Origin of the sequence: Methanobrevibacter sp., assembly GCF_017447225.1 — an archaeon.
Classification (GTDB): domain Archaea; phylum Methanobacteriota; class Methanobacteria; order Methanobacteriales; family Methanobacteriaceae; genus Methanocatella.
In genome coordinates, this window is sequence record NZ_JAFSNZ010000109.1 from 1 (window position 1) to 18,338 (window position 18,338).

The window sequence follows — 18,338 nt, forward strand, 5'->3', positions numbered from 1 at the left end:
AAGCCTTAATTGCAGACAGAATCAGTGTTGAGTTCAAATCACAGATACCTGCACCTAAAGTACCCAGACAGTTATTGAAAGTACAATTGTCCATAGTCAACTTGGATTTTGTTACATAAATCCCACCTGCTTCTCCAGTTTTTGATATATCACCATCGAATATGGAATTTTCAACAGTTGCCGTAGACCCGACATCCAGACACAACGCTCCACCGAAGTTCTGGGCATAATTGTTTTTGAAAACGGAATTGTTTATCTGGACGCTTCCATACTCAAGATAGATTGCACCTCCGTAAACAGCATTATTGTTTATGAAAGTACAGTTGTCGATGTAAAGCTCCGGCGTAGCGGCATAGCTGTGATAATCCTCGCTTACAAAGTTTGAGATTGCTCCTCCAAAACTGGCGTCATATTTGTCACTGACCTTTGCGGAACCGCCATCAAAAATGACATTGGTTGCCCTTACAACGGCAGCATTATTTGTTATAGATGATTTGGATAAGGTCAGATTCTGTAAAGTTAAAGAACCTGAAACGTAAATTTCCCTTCCGTTCTGGTTGATAACGGTTTTATCCGCATCCTGACCTATAAAAGTAGCCTTATTGATAGTTGTAGTTCTTTGAAGTTCATATACACCATTTGCAAAGTAAAGTGTGTTTCCATAACCTATCCTTTGGATATTCAGTGTCTTATAAGGATTTTCCTTTGATCCGTCACCGTCCACTTCCGCTGAAGCATTGAAATAGATTTCCTGAGCAGATAAAATGTCATCATCTGTACTCTGAGTATAAACAGTATCATTCAATGAATTATCTTCACTAGCGAATGATAACGGAATACATATGAATATTAATAGAATAACTAAAATAAAAATCAATTTTTTAGTCAAAAGTTTAACCTCCCATCATAATTAAAATTAACATCGTGAAAATATAATTGAAAATAAAAATTATATTATAATAATTATATTAGAACTCATATAAAAAACATTACTCTAAAATTTTTAAAATCAATTAGAAATTAAATCATTAGAAAATGAAATATCTGGTATAAACCAGTTTAAAAAATAGCGATATGACAAAAAAAGAAAAGAGGTTAAATTAATAACCTCACATTTAAGCATTTACTTTTACTGTGTTTGATATTACTGCGTATTCGTATTTTGAAGTGACTATGTATTCTCCAGGTGCTAAATTAATGTTCAGCTTAGCGTTACCATCAGCATCTGTGGTTCTGTCATAAAAGACTCCGTTGATGTTGAATGAAACGTTTTGACCTGATAATGGGTTTCCCTGTCCGTCAACCAGATTAGCGACGAACTGATCGGAGGTTCCATAGGTTTTAGTCAGATTTTCTGCAGTCAATACAGGAAGGACTGTGATATTGTTGGATACCATGAATCCTTTGTATATTGCAGTAATTATATAATCACCAGGAGCTAAATTAATGTTTAACTTAGCTATACCGTTTTCATCAGTTGTACGGTTGTAGAATACACCGTTGATGTTAAATGTTACGTTTTCACCAGCACCTACAGGGTTACCGTCATCTCCAATAACTTTTACAGTATATTGAGTAGCGTTTCTAAAGTATTTGGTCACATCATGGTTTTCTATTAATCTTGGAAGAACCGTGATGTTGTTTGATGACATCTGACCGGTTTCAAGGTTGGTTGCAGTAATAATGTATTCGCCAGCGTTAAGATTGATGTTAAGTCTTGCCAAACCTTTATCTCCGCTTACGTAACGGTAGTACATCACACCGTTGATGTTGAATTCCACCTGTGAACCTTCAGCAAGATAGTTGCCTTCGCTGTCACGCAATGTTACGTAGTATTGGCTTTCGTTTCTGAATACTTTAGTCACATCCGTACCGTTAACGGTTGTCAATACCGTTATTGTGGATTTGGCTGTAGTGTTGTCGACTGTGGAAGTTATATCATATACTCCAACACCCAAGTTAACGGCAATGCTTGCAATACCGGATTCATTAGTGGTTCTGGTATAAGGAACGCCGTTAATGTTAATGGTAACTGATTTGTTTGCAATAGGATTGCCTTCATTATCTGTCACGTTAACAGCAAACCTTTCAGGACCGTGGAAATACTTGACAACATCTGGTGCGACGACCTTGATTCCATCGTCTTTAATTGTGAATGAGATTTCCTGAGAAGACTCATTGAAGTTCTCATCACCGCCGTATTTTACAGTGATGCTGTAATTTCCAGGAGTCAGGTTGGATATTGTCGTGTTTGCCTTACCGTCAACCAGATTCAGGGAGTATGAGGTTCCGTTAATCTCAAATGTTACATTGCCCGTAGCATCATTTGGAGTGACTTCAACTTCAATGCTAACGCTGTCATCGCCTGTCGTTACATTGACTGATACGCTGGTTTCGTTCTTAACGACATAGTCTACAGTGAATTCGACAGTTCTGTTTGAAGCAGGATATGTTTCATCACCATTGTATTTCAGTTCTACAGTGTAGTTGCCGTTGGCCAGGCCGCATACTGTAGTGTTACCTGATCCGTTGATTAAATAGATTGTATAATTATTTCCATTGATTTCGAATGTGATGTTGCCTGTTGCATCACTAGGATTTACATTAACATCAACGGTTACGTTATTGCCATCCAATTTAACATCAGGAACTATTATGACTCCTCCTTTGACTGTGACATTAATCACCAATACCTCATTGTCAACATTAGCGGTTATTTGATAGATATCTGAAATGTTTGATGTAAATATTGTGCTGAATATGCCATCTGTCAGGATGCCTGAAGTATTTGTGAGCTCTCCACCGGTTGAAGAGATATTTATTGACCTGTATGGTATGTATGAAACGTTTTCCTGATTTTCAGTTCCGTTCCAGAAGAATTCATAAGTAATCAGACTGGACTCCTCTGTTGAAATTTCACTTGGAACAGCGCTTGCATTTAAAACAGCATAACTTGAAGGCTTTTTGATTGTGCCGGATAGGACAGATGACCAGTCAGGATCATTTACTCCCCACCAGTTATCGTCAATAGGACAGTTCCTTCCATAAGTGTAGACTCCGCCATCCAAGAATGCATTATATTGTGCCATTCCTGTAACCTGTTCTAGGAATAAAGTGGAACCTGTAGGAGCTTCGTTTCCTTCAAATTCATTCATCATTACAACAGCATGCCATTCATAGAATGAATTACCGTAACTTGCATAGATTGCTCCACCTTTAGTGTTGGCCTGGTTGTCTGTGAAGTTGGACAGGAATATTTCAGCGTCTGAAGCCCATGAATAGACTGCTCCGCCGTAGCTTCCTTTGGAACTTCCTGTTGCAGTATTGTCCCTGAAGTCACATCCTTCGATGTAGAGATAGCCTTCCTCATAGTTTTTCATTGCTCCACCGTTTTGGTATGCGCGGTTATTTGTGAATGTGGAGTTTATAATGTATGCTTCCCAGCTTGAAGACAATGCTCCTCCATCATAAACTGTAGCAATGTTTCTGTTGAAATCAGAGTCTATTACAACAAGATAACCGGTATTGTCAATAGCTGATGAACCCTGAGCGATATTGTCGTTGAATGTACAGTTTTTAACATAGAGGTATCCTGCCTGATTCTTTATTGCTGCACCGTATCCCGCATAGTATGCGTTCTGGAAAGTAAGGTTTTCAAATGTGAATGTTCCGTCTGTGATTGAGAATATCCAATATCTGTGTTCACCGTCGATTATTGCATTGTTTACACCGACAAAGGTAATGTTGTTTATTGAGGATGCGATTCCCAGTCTTATATTTCCGTTTCCTTTGAATACCCCATTCATTATGATTGTACCGTTTTCCTCAACAAGGGCAATAGCTCTTGCGATTGTTTTGACCGGATTTTCTTTGGAACCGTCACCTAACCTGTCGTCACCGTTGGATGAGTTTACGTATATTATGCTTTTGATTTCAGCATCTCCAATGACTGTTACGCTTACGGACTGCAGTTCATTGTCGACAGTGGCCATTATTTCATATGTTCCTCCTATATCGCTTGAGTATTTTGTTGTGAATTCTGTTGAAATGGATCCGCTTTCATTGGTTAAGCTTCCGACAGTTGCGGACAGTTCGATTTCCCTTTCAGGTATCAAATCAATTTTGTCTGTTGTGTTGTCATTCCATTTCAATGTAGCTGTAATGTCGGATTTTTCATCTTTTTCGACTGTAGTCGGACTTGCAGTCAGATTCATGACGGCGTAGATTTCAGGAGCCGTAATTCCTCTGATGATTCTTGTAAGGTCAGGTGTGTTCAATCCCCACCAGTTGTTTTCAAGACTTACGATTCCTTCACATTGAGGGGACACATTGATGACATTGTCCTCTTTTATTGCGTAGATTATTGCATTGTATTCGATGTTTGCCCTGTTTGTGGTGTAGATTACGCTTCCGGCAGCTGCAGTGTTGTTTTCAAACTCGGAGTATTTGATGTTCAGTTCCTGAGGAGATGCATATCCTGCATCGGAGTATATTGCACCACCGTTAACTGCAGTGTTATTGAAGTATGCATTTGAAGTCAGGTTTGTAAATCCGCTTTCTGAAGATGTACGTGAACCTGATACCAATACTGCTCCACCTAAGGTCGCATTGTTGCTGATAAATGTGGAGTTTGAGATTATGCTTTGTGTACGGTTATCCAGAATCGCACCTCCATAATCCGCATTGTTGTCAATGAAGATACAGTTATCAACATATTTTGCATTTGAGCGCATGTAGAGTGCTCCGCCATTAGGAGCATAGTTATTTGTAAAGTTTGAATCACGGATAGCTGTTGGAGCTTCAGCACAGATTGCTCCTCCTTCCAAGGACAATCCATCATAATCTGAATTTCCGATGATGTTTGAATCGAAGTTGCATCCGCTTACATATGAAGTCCATTCTGAATATGATCCGGAACCGGAGTTATGGATTGCTCCTCCACGGCTTCCTGCAGAGTTTGCTGTGAAATTGGAGTTGGCAATTAAGCTGTTGCCTCCTGTTTTAATAGCTCCACCCCAGTAGTATGCACGGTTTTCAACGAAATTTGAGTTGTCGACAAGCAATGTATTTGCATTGTAGATTGCTCCTCCGTCTCCTCCGCTGATATCATATGCCAATTCGGAACGGCTTACTGCCTTATTTGCTGTGAATTCGGAGTTGTTTACTATCAGTGTTCCTGCATTGTAGATTGCTCCTCCGGCATAAATTCCGCTTAAAGCCTCATTGTTTTCAAATGTGCAGCCGTCAATTTCTGTCAAATCAGTGTATGAAGAAATGTAAACTGCCCCACCGGTGATTGCTCTGTTACCTGAGAATTCACAGTTTTTAATGATTGCCTCACCATAATAATGATAGATTGCTCCACCCTGGTCTGAACCGGTGTTGTTTATGAATTTACAGTCGGTTACGTTCAATGAGTATCCGTAGTCCCTTATTGCTCCGCCGTTTGCATTATAACCGTTTTTGAATGTGATGTTGGATATGCTTACATTGTTTTCAAGGCCATAAATCTCAAATAAGAATCCGCCCTGGGCATCGATTACGGTATTTTCGCTGCTTTGACCTTCAATTACAATTCCCCTTTCAAGAGTCATGTTTGAATCGTAGTATATTCCGTCTTTTATGATGACCTTTTTGACAATTGGGAAATTGTTAACTACGTAAACGGCTTTTGATACAGTCAACAGTGGAGAGCCTTCAGATCCGTCATTTTCATCATTACCTTCTTTTGAAACATATATTACTTCACCGTATCCGTATTCAACAACACTGAATTCAAGAGTATAATTTGAAGGATTGAAGTTGATGTCTCCGTTATATGTAAGAAGAATTGAGTAGTTTCCAAATGACACGTTTTCTAAAGTTATTGAACCTTTGCTTCTTGTAATGTCAATTATCTTATCTTCACCGTTAAGGGTGAATGTTACGTTACCGCTTGCAGTGATGTAATTGATGTCGGCATCTATAGTTACAGCCTGATTGTTGACGCTTGCATCAGCAGTTAAAACAGTGTCTTTTCTGACTGATACGATGAATGTTTCAGTTGTGTTTGACGGATTGTAATCCACATCACCGTTATAGGTGAAAGTAAGGTTATATACATCATTTGTCACATTATAAACTGAAATGTTACCCTGTCCGTTTTCAATATTGATTATTTGAGTTCTGTATCTTAAAGTGAATGTTACGTTACCTGTTGCATGGGTTTCGTTCAGTTTTGCATATATTGTAACGGTGTCTCCTTCAACCACAGGATTAATGGTTAATTCTGTTGGAATTCTGTTTAAGACCTCGAATTTGGCAACGTCAGTTGATGTCTGGTAGTCATCATCACCGGTGTAGGTCAATGTGATTTCATAATCATTGTTAGGTATGTTTTCGATTGTGATGTTTCCTTTTCCTTCACTTAACTCAATTATTTCGTCATTGCCGTTCAGTGTGAATGTCACGTTACCTGTTGCACTTTCAGGTGCCACTTCAACACTGATTGTTACATCACTTCCGTTAACGCTTACAGAACTGTTTAATGCGGACGGATATTTCTCATATACCATAAATGAGATTACTGCAATGGATGAGTTATGATTTTCATCACCGTTATATGTCAGGATAATGTTGTCATATTCTCCAACAGGAACATTATAAAGAGTAATGTTTCCTTTTGCATTTTCAAGCTCGATTACTTCCTCTTTGCCGTTTAAGGTAAATGTCACATTACCTGTAGCGCTTGACGGTGCTACAGTAACGGAAATTGTAACATCCTTGTAGTTCACTTCATTTTTTGCAACGACCGCTGTTTTGCCATCAAGGTTTCTTACAACAACATCAGTCTTCAGTTCCTGGTCGTCAACATTTGCAGTGATTGTATACTGGCCAATTGAATATGATGAAAACTCAGTAGTGAACTCTCCTGCAAAAGTATCCTTATTAACGGCAAGGTTACCTCCGGTAGCAGTTAATGTAATGTTTCTCTGTGGAATTAAGCTGTTTTGGGTTTTAGTTCCGTTTATGTAATAAGTAGCTTTGATTGTTGAATTTTCAAGTAGATCAACCACTTCAGGGTCTGCTGATAAATCCAATACAACATAATTAGTGAAATTGATATTTCTGTTTAATAATGTTGCATTAGGATTGTTTGTTCCCCACCAATTGTTTTCAATATTCATTTTAGCGGCAGAATCTGCGCTAGTAACAGTGATTTGATAATTTGAATTTCCTATGAATACATTATTATTAATTTTTATTCCATTAACTGACTCTGTAGCAGATGAATAGATTGCTCCGCTTTCATGGCGAACTGAATCTGCAGAATTGTTTTCAAAAATACAACTGGTAACAGTGGAAGATGAATATCCATAAAATCCTATGCAGCTGCCTGAAGCACCAGTCCCCAAATATTTGTTAGCGATGAAAGTTGAATTAATAACATTCGTATTTCCTCTTGCATATATTACAGGACCCATTGGGCTACTACAACCAATAAACTTAGAGTTAATTATATTTAGATTGTTTTTTGGCTGAGCTTGGCTTCCTCCATGGTCATATATAACAGCACCTGACATTTTTGAATAACAGTTAATGAATGTCATGTCCTCAAAGGTAACATTAGCTACTATCAAAGGACTGTAACCTCTAATCTGCAAAACTCCTCCATAACTTGAAGTGTTTGCATTCTTAATAGTAATATTTTTTAATTTAATTGAAACTTCATTTGGGAGATTATCCGAGAAAATCGGACCTGCACCATCTGCATCAATTACCACATCGCCTAAACCAATAATATTAACATTTGATTTGATAGTTAATGCATATTCATTATAGATACCCTCTTTAATGAATATATTATTAGCTGTGGCTGTTGATTCCTCTAAAGCTTTTTCCAGACTGCCGTAAGGATTATCCTCACTTCCAGTACCGGAATTGCTTCCGTTTTTTGCGACATAAATATCTTTTTCATCAGCAGATATGAAATCTGGTGAATCATCTATCGCTAAAGTGTCTGTCTGATTAATATTTGACAAATCATCTGCAAATGATACCGGCAATATCATTAAAGACAATAATAGCAAAATAAAAATCATTGAACATTTCCTATCTATCATTTTAACCTCCATTATACCTAAAATAATAATCGAATGACAATAAAATAATTTCGATATTATAAGTATAGTTTTATAAAAATTATTATATAAAATAATGTATTTTCAAAATAAGTTCAAATAAATATTCAAATTATAAACAGTTAATGAAAATGTTGTTATTGAATGAAAATAGAAGAATTTGTTGCTTTTCAGAATGCGTTGCGAAAAAAAAGATAAAAAGGGAAGAGTTTCCCTTTAAATTATAGTAATCCTATTGGCTATGTTTAAATTGTTGTAGGATGAAGTGATGATGTATTCGCCGCTCATCAGATTAATGTTCAATCTGGAAACACCGTTAGCATCACTTTGCCTATCATAAAATACGCCATTGATGTTGAATGTTACATTTACGCCACCTAAAGGATTACCGATATCATCTAAAACAGTGGCATTGAATGTTGATCCGTCACGATAATGCATGTTTAGATTTTCGCCAATCAGTGTCGGCAATACCTTAATATTATTGGATACTCTCTGATTTTCGTATTCTGCTGTGATGATATAATCACCAGGACTTAAATTGATATTTAAAGTGGCGATGCCATCGCTGTTTGTGGTTTTCTGGTAGAATACTCCATTGATGTTAAATGTTACATTTACTCCGGCCAGAGGATTTCCAACATCGTCAAGAACTTTAACTGAATACTGTGAAGCGTTCCTGTAATATTTGGTCAAATCATTATTTTCAACAAGTTTTGACAGTACAGTAATGTTATTGCTTGATTTCTGACCGGTGACATTGTTTAAAACAGTTATTATGTATTCGCCGGGACTCAAATTAATGTTGAGCCTTACGACACCATTTTCATTACTTGTTCTTGTGTAGAAAACACCGTTGATATTGAATGTGAAATTCTGATTGGTAAGCAATTCTCCCTGGCTGTCATATACTGTCGCTTCGTATTGTGTAGCGTTTCTGAAGTATTTAACAAGGTCTTTTCCCTCAATTGTTGACAATACGCTGACAGCATTGGTTTTGGATATGGAACCGTTGTAATATGTTGTGATATTATAGGTTCCTGGACTTAAGTTAATTGCCAGTGATGCAATACCATTTTCATCAGTGTATCTTGTATAGTTAACTCCTGAAATCTCAAATACCACCGTTTCATTAACCAAAACATCATCATTTGAATCAGTCAGGGTTATGTTGAATTTCTTGTCTGATTTGTAGTATTTCTCCAAATCTTGGCTTTCTATGAACACTTTATACTTTTTCTCAAACTCAAAGCTTGTATTTAGTGATTTGTCTTCATAGTTTTTGGATGTGAAGCTGACATTTACATCATAGGTTCCACTTTCCAAATCGTTTAGTCTACATTCAGCGGTTGAATTTATTATCTTGATTTGATATGTTTCATTTCCTACAATTAACGTTACATTATCATCAACAGGTTCGCTAAATCTTACTGTTATATTGACCCCATCTGTTGAATTAATGACACTTACATTCATGTCAACATCTCTCGGTGAAACAGCAAATGATGAGCTGACAGTTGAATTCATGTATTTGCCGTTTCCGTAGAATGTGAGAACCGCAAGATATTGTCCAGCATCGACAATGTCGTCAATTATGAATTCGCCTCTTTCAGTTATATCATATGTCATGTTAATGATTTTCAAAGTGACATTTGATGAGATATCATCATTCAAACTGATATAGGCAACCAACCTTTCCTTGAATGTGATGTTAGTGACATTCAAGGAGATTTCAGGAAGTGCTTTGGAGATATTGACAGTTGCTGTTGCGTTTGAAGGCAAGTAATAATTGAGAGAACTATATACAGCGGAAATATTGTAAATTCCTTCACTGTCAAAGGTTAAAGTCAGATTTGCGAATCCCTCAACAACGTCCCTGACATAAGACTGGTTATTTATACTGAAAGTCACATTACCGCAATTCAATAAATTACCCTCATCATCACTTACTTGAGCTTTAATAGTTACTTGAGATCCGACATGACCAGAAGTGTCGTTTAATGTGATTGTTGTGTTTGAATCCTCCCTGGCAGTTGTGAATACCTTAAGACATGCCACCTGTGATGAATAGGAATGCGTTCCGTATCCGAAGGTGTAGTTGTATAAATCAAGCCATGTCCTGCCGTTGAAACTTATATAGGAAACGCCAGGCTTATAATATGTTCTTGTTGACATTACGCTTTCAGAAATCGGAACATTGGCATAATGGGAAGTCGTTATTTTCAATGATACCCTAAACGTGTCTCCAACATTTACAGGAACAGATTCATTGAAATTGATTGTGTGATAACCAGGAATGCTTGAACCAGTCTGGGTAAGCTTAAGCTCATCGTTAACGTAAACATAGGCAGTGAAATCCGTATCATCCTCAAAGTATGTTGCAAATGCTGAAATATAATCCCTTCCGGTTGAGTTGAACTGATTTGCATACCACATTGATGGCCTACCTGTAATCAGATAATCAGTCAGGCCTGCATAATCATACTGGTAGTTTTTAGTGAAATTAATCGGATTTGTGAAAAAGAACGTATATGCGGACTCGGGATTTCCCAAATCAAAAAGAATCGCATCATAATAGGATATGTAAAAACATCCTTTGTCACCCCATGTGTCGTTCCAGCTGTTTTTGATAATCCATGCTCCGTCACCCGGAGGAGTTATCAGGAAATTGGAAGCTGAAAAGCTGTCATCCCATCCGATGACTGTTATTGCGTGGTTTCCATATCCGTCATTAGGATAGTAATAAGCGCAGGTTACAGGATTATAGTAATCTGATGAATGACCGTATGCTGCGGAAATCGCACCGTATTTTAAAATTGTTTTCTTGATTCCGTCATTGTCAGTGTAGTTATGTCTCATTGGAGCGAAAATCAAATCCTGAACATGAACGACACTGTCTAAAACAGGAGATAATGTTGAATAATCATCATAAGCATCATACTCGTCAAAAATCGGTCCAAGCCAGCTTACAAGATAAGCGAAAGCCATTTCATCATATCCTCCTTCATTAGTATCCCTTTTCCATCCGAAAGCTGAATAAAGTTCAATGACATTCTTGATGTTTTCTTCAGAAAAATCCAGTGACATGTTAGATGCTTTCAGGATGCATGATTCCAAAGCACCAATTGCTGAAAAGCCCCAGCAGTTTCCGCCGTTTTGCTGATCACGTACAGGTGTTGACAATCCTTCATCAAAGAGATTATAATAAGACGGGATTTCGCCTTCCCAGTCTGAATAATTGCCGATGAAATGATAATTTCCGTTTCCTTCAACGACTACAGGATAATTGTCCTGAATATGGAACTCATCGTCGATTAGGGCAGTGTTGTTTGAAAATACGTTTGAGTTATATGTCAGTCTAGGATTTGCATTGGAATATAGGACAGCTCCGGTTGCGGCAACATTGGAAGTGAAAGTATTTGAATTAATGGATGCGCTGGTACAGTTGTCTATAAATATTGCACCACCGTTTAAAGCCAGATTTGATTCGAAATCTGAATTCAGGATGCTTGTTCTGCCGTACATTGAATATGTTGCTCCCCCATCATAGGAAGCAGTGTTGTTTTTAAATCTTGATGATGAAACGTCAAGCTGACCGTTCAGGTTACATATTGCACCGCCGAATATTGCCTGGCAGTTTAAAAAGTCGGAATTTGAAATAATCATTGAAGAAGTCTTGCCGTAAATTGCTCCTCCTGCATCATCCAAAGAAATGTCCCTGTCAAAATAGGAATCATAAACCATCAGTGTAGTTCCGTCTTCACAGCTGACGGCTCCGCCGAATGCGGAAGCAGTGTTGTTGATGAATCTGGAATTGGAAATTGACAGCACACCTATTTCAACATAGACCGCTCCACCGTACTGGGCGTTGTTATTTATGAATGTGCAGTTTGTCAGAAATGATCCTGGTGAATATATGCTTGAAATTCCTCCGGATTTGCAGTAAATCGCACCGCCGAAAGAGTTTCCATAAGTGTCGACATAAGCGGCAACACAATCCCTGAAGATACAGTCTTCAGCTACAAAAACACCGAAATCACGGATTGAAGACTTGAGAAAAGTGATGTTGCTTGCATACAGTGAGGCATCAACCCCTATGGAAAATGCCATTCCGTCATATCGGATTATGGTGTTTTCAGCACTTTGACCAATCAGTTCCAAATCAGTGTAGATTCCTCTATAACTGTCTAATCTGTATACTCCATCAGCAAAATATGCTGTGGATATCCTATTCAATCTGTCAGACCTTAAATATTTGTAGGGATTGGTGATAGATCCGTCCCCATCTTTTTGTACAGACGCATTGAAATATACTGTATCGGATGTGGCCTGAAGCAAATCGGCATCATCGATAGTATCAGTATACACAACATCGTCGGATAATCCGTAAATATCAGTGCCGTTAATGTCAATTTCATCAGCACTGACACCAGGGACCACAATAATAAGTAAAATAAAAAATAATAATATTCCTATAACATTCTTATCCATTATATACCTCCACATCAATATGTAGCGAAATCAATTTAATTTCATATGGATAATATGTTAAACATTATTAATAAATTATATGAAACCTGAAAAGGTTATTTCTTATCGTATAATAAGCCACCGACGAATATCATATATTCAGGCAACCTGTTATCTTTTGCGTAAAGTATTTTCAAGCCGAAAATATCCTCAATGCACTGGTCCACATTTCCGCCCAGTGATTCAATGGAATATCTCATTTTAAACGGCATCTTGCATGGCATTCCAAATTCACGTGTACATTTCATGCACAGGTTGCATTGGCCCAGGAATAAGCCTAAAGAATTTTCATCTTCAAGAGCATATATATCATTCATTAACTTGATTTTCATACGTTCGACTCTCTTTAAGACGAAATCCAATTCCTTATCTGAAAAAACAGTGGATAACTCCTCATCATCGAATTCAATTTTGAATGCAATGACTTTCAGTTTGGCATATGAATTCCACACATCCATCACATCAAATTCAAATGGAGGGCAGTTCCAGTTTTTGCCGTAATTTTCACAATCTTTGCAGAGCCCGAGAAACTTTTCAACGTCAACGTAATTTTCAACAAACTCACCGACATCAACATCAGCCATGAGCTTACTAATTCCCTTCATATATAAATATTTTAAAAAAAGTGTTAATAAATGTTTCTAATATAAAAAAAGAAGCTAAATTAATTTAATTAAAAAATAAAAAAAGAAGAGGTGTTTTAAACCTCTTAAGCGTTTACTTTTACTGTGTTTGATATTTCTGCATATTCATACCTTGAAGTGATTATGTATTCACCAGGCATTAGATTAATGTTTAATCTAGCGTTACCGTCAGCATCTGTGGTTCTGTTGTAGAATACACCGTTGATGTTGAAGGAAACGTTTTTGCCTGATAATGGGTTTCCTTGTCCGTCAACCAAATTAGCGACGAACTGATCGGAAGTTCCATAGGTTTTTGTCAAGTCACTTGCAGTCAATACAGGAAGGACTGATATATTGTTGGATACCATGAATCCTTTGTATATTGCTGTAATAATATAATCACCAGGTCTTAAATTAATGTTTAACTTAGCTATACCGTTTTCATCAGTTGTACGGTTGTAGAATACACCGTTGATGTTGAAGGTTACGTTTTCACCAGCACCTACTGGGTTACCGTCGTCTCCAATAACTTTTACAGTGTATTGAGTTCCGTTTCTGAAGTATTTGGTTATATCTTTGTTTTCAATTAATCTTGGAAGAACCGTGATGTTGTTTGATGACATTTCACCGGTTTCAAGGTTAGTTGCAGTAATAATGTATTCGCCAGCGTTTAAGTTGATGTTCAATCTTGCTAAACCTTTATCTCCGCTTACATAACGGTAGTACATTACACCATTGATGTTGAATTCAACCTGTGAACCGTCAGCAAGGTAGTTACCTTCGCTGTCACGTAAGGTTACATAGTATTGGCTTTCGTTTCTGAATACTTTGGTCAAGTCAGTACCGTTTACGGTAGTCAATACAGTAATTACGGATTCAACAGATTTGTTATCAACTGTGGAAGTAATGTTATAGACTCCAGCACCTAAATTAATAGCGATGCTTGCAATACCAGATGCATTAGTGGTTCTAGTATAAGGAACGCCGTTAATGTTGATGATAACGGATTTGTTTGCAATCGGATTACCCTGGTAGTCTGTTACGTTTACGATGAATCTTTCAGCGCCATGGAAGTATTTGACTAAATCCGGAGCAGAAATGATATCGGAAGTGTCCTCATCGATTGTAACTTTTACGTCTTTAGTTGCAGGGTTGTACTTATCGTCACCAGAGTAGGTTACCGGAACGGAGTAGTTACCTGCAGCAAGATCAGGAATAGCGATTGTAGCAGTACCGTTTACAACAGGTGCAGTGTAGGTTTTATCGCCTACAGTAGCAGTCACATTACCAGTAGCATCTTCAGGTAAGCTTACAGTGATTGTAGCGTTGTTACCTTCAGTTACAGCAGGAGCATCAATTTCTACAGTAGCGTTTTCTTTAGGAGTTTCCTTCTTATCAACAGTCACATTAGCAACAGTTTCAATTGGGTTATACTTATCATCACCAGAGTAAGTTACTGGAACAGTATTATTTCCAGCAGGTAAACCAGAAACAACAGCACTAGCAGTACCGTTAACAACAGGAACAGTCTCATTACCAATAGTCACATTACCACTAGCATCTTCAGGTAAAGTAACAGTAACAGTAGCATTTTCACCTTCAGATACACCAGGAGCATCAATAATGATTGTAGCGTTTTCTTTAGGAGTTTCCTTCTTATCAACAGTCACATTAGCAACAGTTTCTATTGGGTTGTACTTATCATCACCGGAATAAACAACAGGAACAGTGTTATTACCAGCAGGTAAACCAGAAACACTAACACTAGCAGTACCGTTAACAACAGGAACAGTCACATTACCAATAGTCACATTACCACCAGCATCAGCAGGTAAAGTTACAGTAACAGTAGCATTTTCACCTTCAGTTACACTAGGAGCATCAATAGTGATTGTAGCGTTTTCTTTTGGAGTTTCAGCAACTTCAATTGTAGCTGTTTCTACAGTTACGTCGCTTGCTAAGTCATAACTACCTGAAATTGTGTAGTTTCCAGCTTCACTTGGAGCAAATACAAAGCTTACAGTACCGTTTACAACATCCAATTCATCGAGTTTGTCGCCGTTAGCAGTTAAAGTGATTACACCGCCGCTGATTGTGTTGTTATTATCATCAGTCAATACAGCAGTGACTGTTACATTTTCACCTAATTGGATAACAGCATCTTCAGAAATTACCAAGTTGGTTTCAGTAGTTACCTCACCATTTTCGATGAAAATATCGTTACCATTTTCAGCAACACAGTTTTCCATTGTGTTAGCTGATAAAGCAATGTATGAGTCTCCGGAGTAGATTGCTCCGCCTTCAGTAGCAACCTGGTTTTTGAATGTGTTTTCTGAAATAGTAACTTCTGCTTCACCGGTGTTGTAAGTGTAGATACCTGCACCTTGACCGGCAACGTTTCCGTCAAATGTATTGTCTGAAATCACGAGAGTGAATTCACCCCATGTGTCGGAGTATCCTCCATCGACATATATTGCACCACCGTAAGCAGCGCTGTTGTTGATGAATTCGTTTCCGGAAATGGTAATTTCACCGTCATAATCAACATAAATGATGTTGATTGCTCCACCTTCACGGCAGTCTTCTCCACCATTGTTTTCAAATACGTTATCAGCAATGATTGCGTTTATACTTTGGATTTCGATTGCACCAGCTCTGGAAGCAACTCCACCGGAAATCATATTGTTTCTGAATATGTTATCGTGGATATTTACATTGTCACCTTCAGCCTGAAGTGCACCGGCACCATCCATAGTGTTGTTTTCGAATAAACAACCTGAAACTTCACAGTCATCACCGAGGATGTATAAAGCACCATGGTTGGAGTTTGCCTGACCAACACTGTTAGTAAAGTTAGTGTCTGTTACTTTAACATTGTCAACATAAACTGCAAGACCGATACAGCCAGCAGCATTGTAAATATTGTCGTTGTTGTTGAATACACAACCTGTAATTTCAGTGTTATCTCCTTTAGGAGACCAGCCTAAAGATCCGATAGTAACAGCAGCACCGTTTCTACCAGCATTATTTTCAAATACTGAATTGGACAATTTACCGTCATCAGCATCCCATAAAATAGCACCAGCACCATATGTTGCAGTGTTGTTTACAAATGTACACTCATCAATTTCTACAGCAGCACCTACAATTGAGACAGCACCACCATATCCGGTCACATTAGCATTAGCGAATGTAATGCCTGAAAGTTTCACATTGCCTGCAGTAATATCTAAGATTCTGCCATCGTTTGCCGCATCGATAACTGCGTTTTCACCTACGATTTCTAAATCAGAAGCTATTGTTAAGTTGCTTTCTTCGTAGGTTCCTTCACGGATAACGATTTTATGAGCAGTGTTATTTTCAGAAGTTGCAAGTTCAATTGCTTTTGCGATAGTTGCAACAGGTTTTCCTTCACTACCATCGTTATTGTCTTTACCGTCTTTGGATACGTAAATGATTCCATCGTAAGGTTTGGTTGCATTGGTCACGCTTACAGTTACAGTGACGTTTTCAGCAGCAGCGTATTCTTCATTACCAGCAAATGAAACAGTGATTGTTGCATTACCTTCACCGACAGCAGTTACCTTACCGTCAGCATCAACAGTTACAATACTGTCATCACTGGATGTGAAAGTAACATTTCCTGCTTGTGAAGGGCTTAATGTAGCGTTGATTGTATCTTCATCGCCTACAGTTAACTCTAATTCAGTAGTATCAACAGTAATAGTAGTGTTGATTACAACAGGTTCATCGGTTACGGTCACTTTAATCACATTGAATGTGTAGTTGTCACTGCCATAGAGTATAGCAGTTAAAGTTTGTATATCCGGACCGAATGAAATGTTATGAGTGCCTACATCCAATTCAAGATTGAATAAATCTTTTAAGTTGAATGTGAATGAAGTAGCATTTGCTTTTACTCCGTCAATCATCTCACGTTGATAGTTTTGGGTACCGTCAATGTAGATATATATTGGTTCATCATCAAGGATGTCATCAAATGCCAATTTATAATCAGCAGTGACAGTGATAATTCCGTCTTTACCAATTACATAGGTCATGTTTACAGCGCCAGGAGTTGATACATAATAATATGGATTTACCCAAGGCTCTTCAACATAGATAGTCACTTCAGCGGATTTGTTAGCATAGTTAATGCCGTCACCTGCAGTGACTGTAATGATTGCAGTACCTTCGCTGATACCGGTAACTTTACCGTTAGCATCAACAGTGGCAACAGACTCGTTGCTTGATGAGAAAGTAGGAAGACCAGCTTCTGAAGGTATTACATTAGCAACAATATCATATGTATCATTGATTTCAATAGTTTTTGAAGCAGGGCTTACATAGATTGTAGTATCTGCCATGTTAACAGTTACAGGAATGATTAAGGATACAGCTTCGTATTCATCATTACCGGCAAATGAAGCATTGACAGTAGTGTTACCTGCTTTCAAACTGGTAATTTGACCGTTTTCAATCTTAATGATTGATGGATCAGCAATAGTGAATGTTAACTCACCAGCTTCTGAAGGGTCTAAGAATACGTTCCAGTAAGTGGTTTTGCCGACATCCATAGTTTTTCCGTCTTTATCATTACCTTTGATTGAAGTAGCATTCTTGCCTGGAGCAGCAGTAACGGTTACAGCAACAGTTGTTGTGTTAACTGTGTAGTTTACGCCGTCACCGGCAGTAACAGTAATAACAGCACTACCTTCACCTACAGCAGTTACCTTACCGTCAGCGTCAACAGTTGCAACGGATTCATTGCTTGATTTAAATGTAGCACTACCAGATTCGCTAGGAGTTACAGTAGCGACAATAGTAGCATTTTCACCGACAGTTAAATCAAATGAAGTAGGATCAACACTTAAACTAGTGTTAATGATTACAGGAGCAGCTTCTTTAACAGTTACATTAACCGCATTAAAGACACAATCATCCAAACTAACACCAGCATCCCTAAACGCAGAAGTAGTAGGACGGAAAACAATACTATAAGTCTCACCAACAACAAACTCAAAATCAGTTAAATCCTTCAAATTAACAGTAAATGACTTCTCAC

4 protein-coding genes and 1 pseudogene are annotated in these 18,338 nt (G+C 37.9%); all 5 read right to left on the bottom strand.

Features of this window, described 5'->3' with window-relative positions; all coding sequences use genetic code 11:
- Nucleotides 1–889, bottom strand: a pseudogene (locus tag IJQ68_RS10130) (hypothetical protein); the annotation flags it as partial.
- Nucleotides 890–1,115: 226 nt separating this feature from the next.
- A complete protein-coding gene (locus tag IJQ68_RS10135; protein ID WP_292800095.1) occupies nt 1,116–8,102 on the bottom strand; it encodes an Ig-like domain repeat protein in 6,987 nt (2,328 codons plus the stop codon).
- A gap of 234 nt (nt 8,103–8,336) precedes the next feature.
- Nucleotides 8,337–12,611, bottom strand: coding sequence for an Ig-like domain repeat protein (locus IJQ68_RS10140; protein ID WP_292800098.1), 4,275 nt, complete (start codon nt 12,609–12,611; stop codon nt 8,337–8,339).
- Between the two features lie 95 nt (nt 12,612–12,706).
- The gene (locus tag IJQ68_RS10145) at nt 12,707–13,255 is read right to left on the bottom strand and encodes a DUF2284 domain-containing protein (protein WP_292800101.1); all 549 of its coding nucleotides are present in this window, start codon (nt 13,253–13,255) and stop codon (nt 12,707–12,709) included.
- Nucleotides 13,256–13,359: 104 nt separating this feature from the next.
- On the bottom strand, nt 13,360–18,315 hold the full coding sequence (locus IJQ68_RS10150) for an Ig-like domain repeat protein (RefSeq protein ID WP_292800104.1): 4,956 nt from the start codon (nt 18,313–18,315) through the stop codon (nt 13,360–13,362).
- Nucleotides 18,316–18,338 lie beyond the last annotated feature (23 nt).